This window comes from Bradyrhizobium sp. Mp19, assembly GCF_029952935.1.
In the GTDB taxonomy this organism is placed as follows: Bacteria; Pseudomonadota; Alphaproteobacteria; order Rhizobiales; family Xanthobacteraceae; genus Bradyrhizobium; species Bradyrhizobium elkanii.
The window spans coordinates 185,486-200,601 of the sequence record NZ_JASAUT010000003.1 but is presented as its reverse complement, the minus strand read 5'-3'; the positions used below and the strand labels follow the sequence as shown (position 1 = coordinate 200,601).

The following is a 15,116-nucleotide window of genomic DNA, read 5'->3' as shown; positions in this document are numbered from 1 at the left end:
CGCTTACGCGGCCTCCTTCAGATGCCGGCGGATAGCGTCGAAGCCGGCCTGGTAGATGTCTTCCGAAACCATCTGCGTGATGCGCTCGCTGTCTTCGATCCGCGTCGTGAAGCGCGACTCCCAATGCCAGAAGGTGCGGTCGCCGTCGGTGACCGGCAGCAGGCGGACGTGCGCCACGTAGTTGAACATCGGGATCGGCGTATCGAGCAGGCAGTAGCTGAACGATTGTTCAAGGTCGGACAGCGCCAGCAATTGCTCGCGCAGCTCGGCGCCGTCCTTCAGCTTGAAGCGCCTGACGCAGCCGATCTTGTCGGACGGCTGTGCGCGCTCGATGCCGCTGGTTGCGACCGCCGGATGCCAGCGGTCATGGCCGTTGAAATCGCGCAGCACGGCCCACACCGCGTCGGTCGGTGCATCCAGGATCGTGCTCTTGACGATATGCGGCACGGTCAAAATCCAATATCTGCGGTTTTGATGTCTCGAGCCGCGTGCCTCACCTCTCCCCAGCGGGGAGAGGTCGGCGCGCAACGCCGGGCGAGGGGGCGCAGGTCCCACGAGGGTCCGCGACCCCTCACCCGGATCGCATCTTGCGATGCGATCCGACCTCTCCCGCAAGGGGAGAGGTGGACCGTCTGCTCGGAGATATCTGATCTATGCATTCCGCTATCCCCCGAACGCCCGCTTCAGCGCGTCGAAGCCGCCCTGGAACACGCCGCCGCCGATATTGTTGACGAGCTCCGTCTCGCGCTCCGGCGCGCAGTCGAATTCGGCGGTCCATTCCAGAAAGGTCTGGTCGCCGTCGGTGACCGGCGTGAGCCGCAGCGTCGCGACATAGTTCTCGACGCCCATCGGCGATTCCAGGATCGAATAGGTGCAGAACATGTCGTAGTCGGACAGCCCGAGCAGCTTCTCGCGGATGCGATCGCCGTTGCGCAGCCGGAAATCCCTGACGCAGCCGATCTTGTCGGAGGGCTCGCCGCCCTCGATCCGGCTCTCGGCGATCGCGGGATGCCAGTTCGGCAGCCCGTTGAAATCGCGGACGCGGGCCCAGACCCGGTCGTTGCGGGCGTTGACGACGGTGGAGACGTAAACCCGTGCCATGGCTTCAGCTCAGTCCTTCTTGCGCGGCGTGCGCTCGGGGCGCGCCGGCTCGCCGCCGCCCTCGGGCGCTGCCGGCTTGGCATCGCCACCGCTCTTGCGCGCGGAGTCCTTGATGCCTTGCATGTCTCGGGCTTCGCGGATCAGGCCGGGCATCTTGGCGAGGCTGCCGCCCTCGACGCCGATATCCGACAGGATCGAGTCGATCAGCGGCGCCTGCACGCGGTAGCGCAGCGCCGAGTCGATCACCTCGTCGGTGGCGCTGCGGCCGGTGCCGTTGCCATGGCCATTGCCGTTGAGGCCGTCGACCTGGAGGATGCGGATGCCTTCGATCTTCTCCATCGGCTTGACGCTCTCGCGCACGATGCCCTCGATGCGGTCGAGTAGTTTGCGGCGGAACAGCGAGTAGCGCGCCTGGTCGGTGAGCACGTTCTCGGCCTCGTTGAGCAGGCGCTGGGCCTCGGCCTCGACCGCGGCGCGGACGCGTTCGGCTTCCGCGGCGATCCGTGTCTCCTCGGCCTGCTTCTCGGCCAGCAGCACCTCGACCGTCTTGCGCCGCTTTGCGATCTCGCTTTCGCGCGCAGTGACGACGCGCTCGGCCGCTTCCGTCGCGCGGATCCGGGCGTCCTCGGCGGCGGCGCGCGCCGCAGATTCTTCCAGCGATTTCTGATGCAGCGCGATGGCCTTCTCCATCAGCGCGGTCTCGACATCCTTCTCGCGGTTGACCTCGAGCTTGCGCAGCTCGCGCTCGCGGCCGACGCGGGCCTCGTCGAGGCCACGGTCCGACGCAATCCGTGCGCGTTCGACTTCCTCGCGGGCGACGATCTCGGCCTCCTGCAGCGACTGGTTGCGGGCGACCTCGAGCTGCTCGATCGCACGGCGCCGCTCGATCCGGGCCGCCTCCAGCGCCTGTTCGCGCGAGACGTCGGTGGTGTCGATGTCCTTGCGCGCCACGATCTCGGCCTGCCGGACCTGCCGATCGGCATCGATCCGCTCGGAGCGCTTGGCGGCGAGCGCGATCACGCGCTCCTCGTCGGCGAGCTCGATCGCCTTCTTCTGGTCGATGTTGAGCACCTCGCGGGTCCTGGAGGAGGCGATCCGCTCGCTCTCCAGCGTCAGCTCGACATCGATACGCTGCCGCTCGACCGCGTCGCGGCGCTTCAGCTCGGCGGCCTCGATCGCCCCGGTACGCTCGATCTCGAGCGCGCGGGTCTCGCGCTCGGCACGGATGCGCTGCGCGGCGACCGACTTCTCCTGCGAGATGCGCGCCGCCTCGATCGCCTCGCGGGAGGCGATATCGGCTTCTTCGATCGCACGGGTGCGCGCGATCTCAAGTGCCCGGACGTGCTCTTCCTGAGCGATCCGCGACGCTTCGGTGGCTTCGCGGGCGCTGATCCCGGCGATCTCGACGGCCTGGTTGCGCTCGATCTCGAGCTTACGCGTGGTGTGGTCGGCGGCGATACGTTCGGCGGCCAGCGTCTTCTCGCGGGCGATACGGGCGGCCTCGACCGCCTTCTGCGCCTCGATCTCGGCTTCCTGGATGGTGCGGACCTGCTGGATCTCCAGCGCGCGGGTACGCTCGTCCGAGGAGATGCGCTCGACATTGACCGTCATGGTCTGGGCGATCCGCGCCTTCTCGGTGGCCTCGCGGGCGGCGATCTCGGCCTCGTCGACCGCGCGGGTGCGCTCGATCTCGCGGCGCCGGGTCTCCTCCTCATTGGCGATTCGGGCATCGGTGACGACGCGGTCCTGCTGGATACGGGCCTTCTCGATCGCCTCGCGGGCCGCGATCTCGGCTTCCTCGACGGTGCGCATCCGCTCGATCTCGCGCTGGCGCACCTCGCGCTCGGAGGCGATGCGGGTGGTGTCGACCGAACGCTGGTTGGCGATCCTGACCTTCTCAATCTCCTCGCGGGCCAGCAGCTCCTTTTCCTCGACCGCGCGGGTCCGCTCGATCTCTTTGTGGCGGGTCTCGCGCTCCGAGGCGATTCGGGCCTCGGTGATCGCCTGCTCGTTGGCGATCCGCGCTTTCTCGATGGCTTCGCGCGCCGCAATCTGGGCCTGCTCCGACTCAGTCTCGCGCAAGGCGCGCTCACGGGCGACCTCGGTGCGCTGCAGGGCGCGGCGCATCTCGATGTCGCGTTCCTGCTCGAGACGGGCGGTCTCGCTCTCGCGCTCGATCTCCAGCGCCTGGCGCTCGGCCTCGAGATTGCGGGAGCGGATCTTGATCATCGAGTCCTGCTCGATGTCGTTGCGCAGCTTGCGCTTGGCCTCGATGTCCTCCATCAGGCGGGTCAAGCCTTCGGCGTCGAAGCGGTTCGAGGGATTGAAGTATTCGAGGTCGGTCTGGTCGAGATCGGTGATAGCGACCGACTCCAGCTCGAGGCCGTTTTGCGCCAGCGCTTCGGCGGCATTGGCCTTGACGCGGGCGACATAGTCGCCGCGCTGCTCGTGCATCTGCTCCATCGTCATCTCGGAGGCGACCGAGCGGATCGCGGAGATGAACTTGCCGGAGAGCAGGGTGTGCAGCTGCTGCGGCTCCATGGTGCGGCGGCCGAGCGTGGCAGCGGCGATCGAGACCGCCTCGCGGGTCGGCTGAACCCGGACGTAGAAATCCGCCTCGATGTCGACGCGCATGCGGTCGCGGGTGATCACGGCGTCCTGCCTGGAGCGCACGATCCCCATCGGCAGCACGTTCATGTTGACAGGCGTGTAGTCGTGGATGAAGGGCAGCACGAAGGCGCCGCCATTGATCACCACGCGTTCGCCGAGGAAACCGGTGCGGACGAAGGAGACCTCCTTCGACGAACGGTGATACAGCCAGTTCACGACATAGACGATGATGACGATCGCGACGATTGCGACGATGAGCCAGAGGATCAATTCACCGACCAGCATCCCCGACATCTCTTCCTCCCTTGGTCACGGCGGCTAGCGCGCGCCGATCGCCTTGAATTTGCGAACCTGATCCGTCAGCGCCCGCTCGACCGGCAGGCGTTCCATCGAGGAGGCGCCGTAGAAGCCGTGGCAGTTGCGGGTCTGCTTCATGATGAAATCGGCATCGGCGGGGTCCGCGATCGGACCGCCATGCGCGAGCACGATGATGTTCGAATTGACGCTGAGCGCGGCCTCGGCCCAGGCCTCGATGCGGGCAGGGCAGTCGGCGAGCTTTGGCGCGGTCTGCGCGCCGATCGTGCCGCCAGTGGTCAGGCCCATATGGCAGACGATGATGTCGGCGCCGGCGATTGCCATCGCGGCGGCCTCCTGCTCGCTGAACACATAGGGCGTGGTCAGCATGTTCTTCTCATGCGCCTTCGCGATCATGTCGATCTCGAGCGCATAGGACATTCCGGTCTCTTCGAGGTTGGCGCGGAAGGTGCCGTCGATCAGGCCGACGGTCGGGAAGTTCTGCACGCCGGCAAAGCCGAGCGCCTTGAGCTGGTCGAGGAACACATCCATGTCGCGGAACGGATCGGTGCCGTTCACGCCGGCGAGCACCGGCGTCTTGGTCACGACCGGCAGCACCTCGCCGGCCATCTCGACGACGATCGCGTTGGCATCGCCATAGGGCATCAGGCCGGCGAGCGAGCCGCGGCCGGCCATGCGGTAGCGGCCGGAATTGTAGATCACGATCAGGTCGACGCCGCCGGCCTCCTCGCATTTTGCCGACAGTCCCGTGCCGGCGCCGCCGCCGACGATCGGCTCGCCGCGTGCGATCATGGCGTGAAACTTCTTCAACAGCGCCGTGCGTTCAAACCTGGCCATGGGTCACCTCGCCACTCTCCGCCGGCCACCGGCGCGTCCGAGCAACGGGCGGAACGCGTTGACGATGGCGGCGGTGAACTCGGGATCGTTGATGTTGCGCTTGATGCGGATGATCTGCCGGTTGCCGGTCTGGCGCACGGTGCGCTCCAGCGCGCGGAACAACGCCGCATCGGCCTCCGGGTCCCAGAACGGCTGGCCGGGTGCATCGAGTGCGGAGACGCCGCCTTCGGCCAGGAAGAAGCGCACCGGCCCGTCCATCTGGTTGAGTCGTTCGCCGATCCAGCGGCCCATGCGCTCGTTCTCATCCGGCGTGGTCCGCATCAAGGTGACCTGCGGATTGTGGATGTGGAGTTTGCGCTGCCGATAGTGCTCCGGGATCGTGTCGGGTGCGCCGAAGTTCACCATGTCGAGCGCGCCGACCGAGCCGACATAGGGCACGCGGGTGCGGATGATGGCGCCGAAGCGATCCTCGGTCGCCGGGAACACGCCGCCCATCAGGAGGTCGCACACCTCGGTCGTGGTGAGGTCGATCACGCCGGCGAGTTGGCCGGACTCGACGAGCTTCTCCATCGAGCGGCCACCGACGCCGGTGGCGTGGAAGACGAGGCACTCGAAATCCTCGCGCAGTTCGGCCGCGATCTTCTGCACAGCCGGCGTGGTGACGCCGAACATGGTGATGCCGATCGCCGGAAGGTTCGCGCCTGCATCGCGCTGCTTGCCGGCCTGTTCATCGAGCCGCGCCTTGACCATGCCGACCAGCGCATGGGCGCCGTTGCCGAGCACCGTGCGCGAAATCGTGTTGAGACCCTGCACGTCGGTCACCGAATACATCATGGTGATGTCGGCGGGACCGACATAAGGACCGACGTCGCCGGACGCGACCGAGGAGATGATCAGCTTAGGGACGCCGACCGGCAGCGCGCGCATGCCTGGCGCGACCAGCGACGCGCCGCCGGAACCGCCCGCGGAGATGATCCCGGCGATATTGCCCTGGCGGCGCAGCCATCGCTCGAAGGCGTCCGCCATCGCCGTCACCGAGGCGCCGCGATCGGCGCCGAACACGCCGGAGCCGCCGCGGCTGTGGTTCAGTGCGATCTCCTGCGCAGTGACGTCGCAGCTCGCCGCCTTGCCGCTGGTCGAGACGTCGACCAGTCGCGTGCGCAGGCCGCTGCCGGCGATGATATCGCGGATGAAGCGCAGCTCCGCGCCCTTGGTGTCCAGCGTGCCGACGACCAGAACGACGGGTGGCCCCGACGTTCTGGACGTCGCCGGTTCGCGCCGAGAGCGACTTGTTTCCTCGAGCCGCGCGACTCCGGCGGATTGCGTCCGCGCGGCGGCCTCGATGCGGGCGATCGGCACCGGTTGCGACCAGCGGGTCGGCAGCACCGGATTGGAGACGTAGATGCGGGTCGGCCCCTTGCGTTCCGGTTGCGGGGCACCGGCCGTTTCAGCCCTCGCCGGCGCTGGCTCGGCGTCGGTCTCATCGGCACCATGGGTGCCGACACCAAGCAACCGCTGCTGCAGCTCGCGGTCGGTCGCAAGGCGCGCGGAATCGATGATGCGGTTGATGCGGCCATTGACCATGATGGCGACGTTGCGCGACACCGCCGTCGCGACGCCGATGTTCTGCTCGATGACCAGGACGGAGATATCGCCCTCGTCGCCGAGGCGCAGCAGCATGTCCTCGACTTGGGCGACGATCACGGGCGCGAGGCCTTCGGTCGGCTCGTCCATGATCAAGAGATGCGGATTGGTCAGCAGCGCGCGCGCGATCGCGAGCATCTGCTGCTCGCCGCCGGACAGCTGGTTGCCGCCATTGTTCTTGCGTTCGGCGAGGCGCGGGAAGGTGTCGTAGATCCGCTCGATGGTCCAGGCGCCGCGGCGCAGGCCGCCGGCAAGCGCCAGGTGCTCGTCAACGGTCAGCGATCGCCACAGGCGGCGGCCTTGCGGCACATAGCCGACGCCGAGCCGGGCGATCCGCGCCGGATTGAGCCGCGTGACCTCCTCGCCGCGGATCCGGATCGAGCCGCCGCTGGCGTGGACCAAGCCCATGATGGCCTTGCACAGCGTGGTCTTGCCCATGCCGTTGCGGCCGACCACCGAGAACACGCCGGACTCGAGCGTGAGATCGACGCCCTGCAGCGCATGCGAATGGCCGTAATAGACGTCGAGGCCCTTCACCTCGAGCGCGGGCGCGGCACGGCGGTCATTCATGGCCGCCTCCGAGATAAAGCTCCTGCACCTCGGGATCGGATTCGATCTCGCGCGGCAGGCCTTCCTTGAAGATACGGCCGTTGTGCATCATCGTCACGCTCTCGACGACGCGCAGCGCGACGTCCATGTCGTGCTCGATGATGATGTAGCCGATATGCGCCGGCAGCGAGGTCAGGATTTCGATCAGCTCGCGCCGCTCGGTCGGCGACAGTCCGGCCGCCGGCTCGTCGAACAGGATGAAGCGCGGCGCGCCGGCCAACGCCAGCGCGATCTCGAGCTGGCGCTGCTGGCCATGCGCGAGCTCGGCGACGCGCTGGTCCTTCACGTTCGCGAGGTGCACCGCCTGGACCAGCGTTTCGGTCGCGTGCATCAGCGCATCGTTCTGCCCCGGGCGCAGGAACGAGAACCGACCGCGCGAGACGCCGCGGCAGGCGAGGTAGACGTTGTCCTGCACGGTCAGGCCGGGGAACAGTGCCGAGATCTGGTAGGTGCGGCGTAAGCCCCGGCGGATCCGCTCATAGGGAGGGAATTGGGTGATGTCCTCGCCGAAGAAGCGGATCGTGCCGGAGGAGGGCGGAAAGTCGCCGGTGATGCAGTTGAACAGCGTGGTCTTGCCGGCGCCGTTCGAACCGAGCACCGCGCGCCTTTCGCCAGGCCGCACCGTGATGGTGACGTCGGTCAGCGCCGCCAACGCGCCGAACAGCCGCGTCACACCGCGCAACTCGAGCGCCGCGCCGGCGCCGACCACGGACAGCCGCTGCGCGACACTATCCATGGCGGCCTCCGCCTGAACGTTGCGCCGATGATGCATAGCGCCGCCGCCAGCGTTCCCACAGGCCGATCACGCCGTCGGACGACCAGAACACGATAGCGAGGAAGCCGAGCCCGATCAGCAGCCGGAAGCGGTTGCCGTCGAGTCCGAACTTGATCAGCACGTCGAGCGCGAAGGTCCGCAGCAGGACGAAGATCAGCGCGCCGATGAAGGGTCCGATCGGCCGCGTGATGCCGCCCACCACGGCGATGATCAGCACGTCGATGCAGGCGCCGACGCTGACCGAGCCGGGCGAGATCTGCCGGTAGTTCCAGACCTGCAGCACGCCGCCGAGCGCGGCGATGAAGGCGGCGAAGGCGTAGGCAGCGATGCGGTGCGCGTTGGGGTTGAAGCCGAGCGCCGCCATGCGGCGGGAATTGTCGCGGACACCCTGCAGTGCGAGGCCGAACGGCGCGCGCGAGACATACTGCACGGCGAAGTAGCAGATCGCGGCGACGCCGAGCGTGACATAATAGAAGGCGATATCGGTGCGCCAGTCGACGCCCCAGAAATGCGGCGTCGCGACGGTGTTGATGCCGGTGTGGCCGTTGAAGATCGCCCAGTTCTGGTTGGTGAAGTAGTAGAACGCCGCGCCGATCGCCAGCGTAATCATGATGGTGTAGATGCCCTCGGTGCGCACCGCGAGCGCGCCGCCGAGCGTGCCGAACAGCGTCGCCAGCGCCAGCGCCATCGGGGTTGCCAGCCACCACGGCCAGCCGAGGCTGATATTGGCGTTGCCGCTCATGCCGAACACCGCGACCATGTAGCCGGCGAAGCCCGCGATGGTGAGCTGCATCAGGCTGACCATGCCGCCATAGCCGGCGAGGAACATCAGGCTGAGCGCGATGATGCCGAGGATCAGCGTGGTGGCGAAGATCTCGATCAGGAAGAAGCCGTTGGCGATCAGCGGCATGATCACGAGGATCAAGGCGACCAGCCAGGCCGCCGGATTCTGGAATTCCGGCCAGGCACGGACCCAGGCGCGTCGGGTCGCGTCGGCGGATGGATCGGGGCGGAACTGGGTGCTCTGGAGCAGCGACATCGGTCATCGCCTCGCGAGCAGGCCCTGCGGCCGCAGCGCCAGCACCAGCACCATGATCAGGAAGGTGACGACGATGGCGTAGGTCGGGATGTAGACCGAGCCGAGCTGCTCGGCGAGGCCGATGATGACGGCGCCGAGCGCCGCTCCCGGGATCGAGCCCATGCCGCCGACGATCACGACGACGAGGGAAGCGAGCAGGAACCGCGTATCCTCGCCCGGCGACAGCGACTGGAAGGTGCCGCCGACCACGCCGGCAATGCCGGCAAGGCCCGCGCCGAGCGCGAACACCAGCACGAACACCAGCTGGATCCGCACGCCGGTCGCGGCCAGGATGTCGCGGTCGTCGACGCCGGCGCGCACGATCATGCCGATCCGCGTGCGGTTGAGCGCCAGCCACATCGCGATCCCGATCACGACGGAGGCCGCGAAGATCACCAGCCGCACCAGCGGGTATTGCAGATAGACCGGCTCGCCCGATGATTTGATCGCGGTCAGCAGCGGCAGTTGGATCGGGCCGATCAGCCAGCTCGGGGTCTGAACCTGGTAGAAGTCGCCACCGAACACCCAGAGCATCAGGTCGGCGAACACGATCGAGAGCCCGATCGTTACCATGGTCTGCCTGAGGTCCTGACCCTCCATGCGTCGGAACACCACGAGTTGCAGGATCACGCCGACCAGTGCCACCGCGATGAAGGCGACGATGAAGCTGAGGAGCCACGACCCGGTCCAGCTGCTGATCGCGTAGCCGACATAGCCGCCGAACAGATAGAGCGAGCCGTGCGCGAGGTTGACGTTGCGCATCAGGCCGAAGATCAGCGTGAAGCCGCTCGCCACGAGGAAATACAGCCCGCCGAGCGTGATGCCGTTCAGCACCGCGTTGAGGAACACGCGCTTGCGGCCGATCGCGGCCTCCAGCCCCGGCGGCCAGATCGCGAACACCAGCCATGCGAGCACCGCGACCGCGATGATCACGATCAGCGCCCAGGCCGGATGGCGTTCGATGAACCTGGCCATCTCCGTCGCGTTCCCTCAGTGGTCGCGACCGTCTGCCGGGCCGCGTGTCCGGTATCCTACCGAGGGCGAAAGCTCGGGATTTGATCGACAGTATCTTTTATCGTGTGCTCCGGAACTGCTTCACGGCCGCAACACCTTGGCGGCGCGGCGATAGTCGGTCGGCGCCATGCCGACATTGGCCGCGAAGAAGCGGGTGAAGCCGCTCTGCGAGGAGAAGCCGAGGTCGAAGCCGATATCGGCGATCGGCGTCTCGGTCGCCACCAGCGCGTCCAGCGCCTGCTCCATGATCAGCGTATTCATGTAGAGGTGAGGGGTGACGCCGGTCTGGGTGCGGAACAGCCGGTAGAAATGCGGCCGCGACAGCCCGGCCTCGCGCGCGATCGCATCGAGCTCGATCTCGGCGCCGGGGCTTTCCGACATCAGCTTGATCGATTTGCGGACGCGGAAATCGGTCACCGCGGCCGCCGCGCGCGCGTCCTGCGCCGCCTGCCAGCTCTCCTCGTAGCAGGAGTCGATCAGCTGCCGGAGCTCGCAATCGAGGCTGCGCAGCGACGGCGCGCCGCACACCAGTGCTGCGGTGCGGCGGATCAGCCGGTCGAGCGCTTCGGTGCGCGGAAAGAAGGTGCGGCCGAACCGCAGGCCCTGTGCCGTCGCGGGCTGCGGCGCGAACCATTCGGCGTTGACATAGAGCACGAAGAAGATCGCGCCGTGGTCCATGTCGGTCGGCAGAAAATTGTGCGGTTCCCACGGGTTGACCGCGACCACGGTATCGTCCTTGAGCAGCAGCCGTTGCTCCGAGACGTCGATCTGCGCCGGCGTTCCGCCGACATGAAAGATCAGATGCCCTTCGCGGTGCGCATGCACGTTGAAGGGACGGTTCAACTGATAGACCGTCGCGCGACCGAACCGGCCGTGGAAGACGGCAAGCGCCCTGCTCATGCCTCCCCTCCCGCGGGATGTTCTTGTCTTTTCGACAAGCGTTCAACATCCGCCCGCGGAAAGCAAGGGCGAGCAGGGCGCATCATGCAACCGCGCGCCTCGTCATGGCCGCCGTGCCTGCACTGCAGCAAATACGTCAGTACTTCTTGCACTCCGGGACCGTGCGGCTCGGCAGGCCGATCTTGGCGAACACCGCCGGATCGTAGCCCAGCGTCTGATTGACGTTCGGGATCACCTTGACGACCTTGCTGAACAGCGCGCCCTTGCCGTCATCGACCACCTCGGTGACGAAGTTGGTGCCGATCGCCTGGCGGTTGGAATCGAGCTTGATCTTGCCGTTCGGCGCGTCGATCTCGATCTTTGCCAGCGCGTCCTTGAGCTTGGCCTGGTTGTTGGAGAGGTCGCCATTGACCTGGCGCAGCGCCAGGATCAGCGCCATGGTCGAGCCGTAATAGTTGGTCGCGAGCAGCGACGGGCTCGGGAAGCGTTTGGCCGGCGGGAAGGCATCCTGATAGGCCTTGACGAATTTCTGCCAGCCCGGATCCTCCCAGGTATCGGCCTGGCCGCTCGCGGCGATGGTGCCGATCAGCGCGTTCTTGGCGTTGCCCTTCGACGAAAGGATGGTCTGGTCGATCATGATCGAGCCGCCCATCAGATGCGCCTTGCCGCCGGCCTGCTGATACTGGTTGAGGAAGTTGACGGCATCGGCGCCGCCTAGCCCGAGATAGATCGCGTCGACGTCGTCAGGCAGCGCGGCGATCACCGAGGCAAAGTCCTTGGTGCCGAGCGGCACCCATTGCCGGTTGGTGACCTGGCCGCCGGCGCCGCAGAACTCGAGCACCAGGCCAAACACCTGGGTGTAGATGAAGGAGTAGTCCTCGCCGACGGTCGCGATCTTGCGATAGCCCTTGGTCTCGTAGGCGTATTTGCCGAGGCCGACCTGCCACTGCGCGCCGTCCATGTTGTAGCGGAAGAAGTTCGGCGCCGGATCGACATAGGTCGTCTCCTGCGCGCCGGAGGCGGCGTTGACGAAGGTCAGCTCCGGATGGGTCTTGGCGAAGTTCTTGACCGCGATACCTTCGTCGCCGGACAGCGGCGACAGCAGGATCTGCACCTTGTCCTGCTCGATCAGCTTGCGCACCGCGCGCACCGCGGAGTCGGGCGTCGCGTCGGTCGAGGCGACGACGAATTCGAGCTCCTTGTCGCCGATCTTCTTGCCGAGCACGTTGAGCGCCGTCTGGTGACCGCGCATGCCGTCCTCGCCGAGCACCGTGTAGGTGCCCTCGAGCGTCGCGGTGACGCCAACCTTGATCTTCTCCTGAGCGAACGCCGTGCCCGAAAGCAACAGGCTGCTCAACGCAATCAGTCCCAAACTGCCTTTCAACATCGCGCTCCTCCCTCTGTGTTGTCGCCGGCGTCCACTTGGCGTGCGAAGGCTGATGGGCGTCCGGTTGTTGCCGGCAAAGCTAGCCGAAGGCGGGCGCGGCGCGGATGTCGTCGGCGCGGGGTGGCTTAACGGGCAGTCTCATTTTGATTGTTGCGCCGCAGCGCGGCTCGCGGCGCAATGCCGCGGAGCTGCAACCGGGGAAGAGAGTGAGGCGATTGATATGTTGATGTCGTCCCTGCCTAGTGCGCGATTGCGCACGGGAGCAGGGATGATGTGATTTGTTCTCGTTCAGTACGCGCCGCCCTTGGCACTGTCATCCCGAGGCTCGCTCCGCTCGCACCTCAGGATCACGGTGATGGAGTTGGTCCGCGCGTCCCCTCCACCCGTCGTCCCTGCGAAAGCAGGGACCCATAACCACAGGGTTGTGTTGTTGAAGGGTGCTGCGGCCCCAGCGTCGCGCAACTGCTGTCATTTGTGGTTATGGGTCCCGGGTCAAAGCCCGGGACGACACTGAATGTGTGGCTCGATTTGCGGGTCATACATCCGCTGGGTCATACCTTCGCATTCTCGCGACATGAATGTTCGCAAGATGTGGTTGCCGGAACCGATGGTGGCGCGCGTCGGAGATTGGATAACTGCGACGAACATCGAGGTTCCCTTGCGTTTGCCAAACATTGTCCATCATGAGTCTATCAACTTCGCGTGTGGTGCCTGTTGAATGCGGAGACAGGGGATCGCCGGAACCCGAGGTGCACAGACTCGGGTCGTGTCAACAGGCAGGCGGAGCGGAACAATCAAGCAAATCGTGGTGCGACGATGCCTGCCGTCCTTGCCGGGGCGGGCAAGGCGAAGGTATTTCATCGCTGCAGCGCGACGCGTTCTGCGTTCGGTGTGCGTCGCTGTCGTCGGTTGCTCGCTGTGCGAGCAGGCTCACGCGCTCGACTTCTTTGGTCTGTTCGGTTCCGACGATCCGCCGCCGGTTAGCGCCACGACGCTGTCCTATCGGTTGGAGATCGAAGCCAAGACGCCGGAGGGCAAGAACGATAGCGACGCCGAACAGGCATTGCGCGATGCCGCCGGCACCTATCGCCTTCGACAGGAACCGCCGCCGGACGGGGAAGGTCTCGCACGCCGGCTGCAGGCGGATGTCAATCCGCTGCTCGATGCCCTTTGGGGGCTTGGCCGCTACAACGCCCAGATCGATGTGACGATAGATGGAGTTCCAATCTCCCTCGACGAAACTGGGCTTGCCGCGGCGGCGCGTCGGGCCGACAGCTTTCGCAATCGGACCGTTGTGCCCGTCAAGGTGATCGCGCGACTTGGTCCGTTGTTCAAGCTGCGCGCGGTTGATGTAGACTATCCGCGCGACCAAGCGCCGCAGGGATTGCCGCGCCGCGCGTTTGCGCTGAAGTCCGGCGATCCCGCGATCTCTGCCGACCTGCGCGCCGCGCAGGTGAAACTCATCGACTGGTTTCGCAGCAACGGACATCCGCTCGCGAAGGTCGCCGACGTCAAGGCCACCGTCGATCATGGCGCCGCCGCGATGGACTTTCGGTTGCGGGTCGAAGCGGGCCCCAAGGCCGGCATCGGCGCCGTGACGATCTCGGGCGGAGATGTCGATCCGCGAGTGGTGGCCACGCACGTCTACCTGAGGGAAGGCGAGCCCTATTCGCCGGAGCGGCTCGCCTTGGCGAAAACCTCGATCGCAAAGATCCCGGCCATCGGGGGAATTCGCGTCCGCGAGGCCGACAAGCTCGACGCCAATGGCAATTTGCCGGTCTTCATCGATTTGACGGAAAGGCCCAGGCACGCGGTGGGCCTCTCGGCAAAATATTCCACCGTCGATGGTCCCGGCATTGCAGGCTATTACGAGGATCGGAACATATTCGGCGGCGGCGAGCGCCTGAGGCTCGAAGCATCCGCCTCGCTCCTGCAACGGATCGACGGCACGTCCTTCACCGGCTTCAATAATCTGAGCGGCTCGGATTTCGGCGCACGGTTTACCGGCACCTTCATCAAGCCAGGCTTGTTCGGTACGGCCAACGATCTTCTGATCGAGGCCACTGCGTTCCGCGAGCGTGTCGGCAACAACGACCTCGGCGGGTACACTGACGACACGGTGCGCGGCACGTTCGGCGTGATCCATCGCTTTTCGGAGGCGGCTTCGCTGCAGGCCGGTCTCCAGGTCGAGCAATCGAAATCGCAGGACGTGCTGGGGCGGGTCGATGCGACACTGATCGGCTTCACGGCGACCGGCCGCTACGACACGACAGACAATCCGCTCGACCCCACGCGCGGTGTGCGCCTCTCGGCGACCGTCAATGCCTATCCGAAGCTGATGGGCTCCACGATCGATCTGTTCGAAGCGCGGGTTGCGGGCTCGGCCTATTATGCGCTCGACGAGCAGGCCGACTACGTTCTGGCGGGTCGGTTGGCCGCAGGCTCGCTTGCGGGCGCGCCGCTCGACCAGATTCCGGATGCGCATCGCTTCTTCGCCGGGGGCGGCGGATCCGTGCGCGGCTACGGCTTCAACACCATTTCGCCGATGATGTTCGGCCAAATCACCGGTGGTCGCGGCCTGATCGAGGGCTCCGCCGAGGTGCGGGTCAGGATCACCCCCACCATCGGTCTCGTGCCATTCTTCGACTTTGGCACCGCCTCCCGATCGTCCCTGCCGGGCTTCGACGACTATGTGGGCTACGGCGCGGGACTCGGCTTGCGTTATCTCACGCCAGTCGGCCCGATCCGCCTTGACGTTGCGACACCGCTGAATCCTCGCCCCGGCGACAGCCGTTACGCGATCTATGTCAGCATTGGGCAGGCCTTCTGATGCGCATCCGACGGCT

General features: G+C 66.3%; 11 protein-coding genes. 1 reads left to right on the top strand and 10 read right to left on the bottom strand.

Features of this window, described 5'->3' with window-relative positions; genetic code table 11:
* Window positions 1-3: 3 nt before the first annotated feature.
* From QJT82_RS05920 to QJT82_RS05875, 10 genes are all read right to left on the bottom strand, one after another.
* Window positions 4-447, bottom strand: coding sequence for an SRPBCC family protein (locus QJT82_RS05920; RefSeq protein WP_028338487.1), 444 nt, complete (start codon window positions 445-447; stop codon window positions 4-6).
* 216 nt (window positions 448-663) lie between these two features.
* Window positions 664-1,101: an SRPBCC family protein gene (locus QJT82_RS05915; RefSeq protein WP_028338488.1), complete on the bottom strand. Its 438-nt coding sequence runs from the start codon at window positions 1,099-1,101 to the stop codon at window positions 664-666.
* A 9-nt stretch (window positions 1,102-1,110) separates the two neighbouring features.
* Window positions 1,111-4,005: a flotillin family protein gene (locus tag QJT82_RS05910; protein ID WP_028338489.1), complete on the bottom strand. Its 2,895-nt coding sequence runs from the start codon at window positions 4,003-4,005 to the stop codon at window positions 1,111-1,113.
* Window positions 4,006-4,029: 24 nt separating this feature from the next.
* Complete coding sequence (locus QJT82_RS05905; RefSeq protein WP_028338490.1) at window positions 4,030-4,863, bottom strand: phosphoenolpyruvate hydrolase family protein; 834 nt, start codon at window positions 4,861-4,863, stop codon at window positions 4,030-4,032.
* Between the two features lie 3 nt (window positions 4,864-4,866).
* Window positions 4,867-7,077, bottom strand: a complete 2,211-nt coding sequence (locus QJT82_RS05900) for an ABC transporter permease (RefSeq protein ID WP_028338491.1) — start codon at window positions 7,075-7,077, stop codon at window positions 4,867-4,869.
* On the bottom strand, window positions 7,070-7,852 hold the full coding sequence (locus QJT82_RS05895) for an ABC transporter ATP-binding protein (protein ID WP_028338492.1): 783 nt from the start codon (window positions 7,850-7,852) through the stop codon (window positions 7,070-7,072). The genes QJT82_RS05900 and QJT82_RS05895 overlap by 8 nt, the downstream gene beginning before the upstream one ends.
* Entirely contained in the window at window positions 7,845-8,930 is a 1,086-nt protein-coding gene (locus tag QJT82_RS05890) for a branched-chain amino acid ABC transporter permease (RefSeq protein ID WP_028338493.1), read from the bottom strand. The genes QJT82_RS05895 and QJT82_RS05890 overlap by 8 nt, the downstream gene beginning before the upstream one ends.
* A gap of 3 nt (window positions 8,931-8,933) precedes the next feature.
* Entirely contained in the window at window positions 8,934-9,944 is a 1,011-nt protein-coding gene (locus tag QJT82_RS05885; protein ID WP_028338494.1) for a branched-chain amino acid ABC transporter permease, read from the bottom strand.
* Window positions 9,945-10,064: 120 nt separating this feature from the next.
* A complete protein-coding gene (locus QJT82_RS05880; protein ID WP_016847806.1) occupies window positions 10,065-10,883 on the bottom strand; it encodes an AraC family transcriptional regulator in 819 nt (272 codons plus the stop codon).
* A gap of 136 nt (window positions 10,884-11,019) precedes the next feature.
* The gene (locus QJT82_RS05875; protein WP_028338495.1) at window positions 11,020-12,270 is read right to left on the bottom strand and encodes an ABC transporter substrate-binding protein; all 1,251 of its coding nucleotides are present in this window, start codon (window positions 12,268-12,270) and stop codon (window positions 11,020-11,022) included.
* Window positions 12,271-13,159: 889 nt separating this feature from the next.
* Here QJT82_RS05875 and QJT82_RS05870 point away from each other — a divergent pair.
* A complete protein-coding gene (locus QJT82_RS05870; protein ID WP_245288613.1) occupies window positions 13,160-15,100 on the top strand; it encodes a BamA/TamA family outer membrane protein in 1,941 nt (646 codons plus the stop codon).
* The last annotated feature ends 16 nt before the right edge of the window (window positions 15,101-15,116 follow it).

What these genes read in the sequence shown, in the direction of transcription:
- QJT82_RS05905 (WP_028338490.1), bottom strand. Translation starts at nt 4,863, where the DNA reads ATGGCCAGGTTTGAACGCACGGCGCTGTTGAAGAAGTTTCACGCCATG.
- QJT82_RS05880 (WP_016847806.1), bottom strand. Translation starts at nt 10,883, where the DNA reads ATGAGCAGGGCGCTTGCCGTCTTCCACGGCCGGTTCGGTCGCGCGACG.
- QJT82_RS05885 (WP_028338494.1), bottom strand. Translation starts at nt 9,944, where the DNA reads ATGGCCAGGTTCATCGAACGCCATCCGGCCTGGGCGCTGATCGTGATC.
- QJT82_RS05915 (WP_028338488.1), bottom strand. Translation starts at nt 1,101, where the DNA reads ATGGCACGGGTTTACGTCTCCACCGTCGTCAACGCCCGCAACGACCGG.
- QJT82_RS05900 (WP_028338491.1), bottom strand. Translation starts at nt 7,077, where the DNA reads ATGAATGACCGCCGTGCCGCGCCCGCGCTCGAGGTGAAGGGCCTCGAC.
- QJT82_RS05890 (WP_028338493.1), bottom strand. Translation starts at nt 8,930, where the DNA reads ATGTCGCTGCTCCAGAGCACCCAGTTCCGCCCCGATCCATCCGCCGAC.
- QJT82_RS05895 (WP_028338492.1), bottom strand. Translation starts at nt 7,852, where the DNA reads ATGGATAGTGTCGCGCAGCGGCTGTCCGTGGTCGGCGCCGGCGCGGCG.
- QJT82_RS05910 (WP_028338489.1), bottom strand. Translation starts at nt 4,005, where the DNA reads ATGTCGGGGATGCTGGTCGGTGAATTGATCCTCTGGCTCATCGTCGCA.
- QJT82_RS05875 (WP_028338495.1), bottom strand. Translation starts at nt 12,270, where the DNA reads ATGTTGAAAGGCAGTTTGGGACTGATTGCGTTGAGCAGCCTGTTGCTT.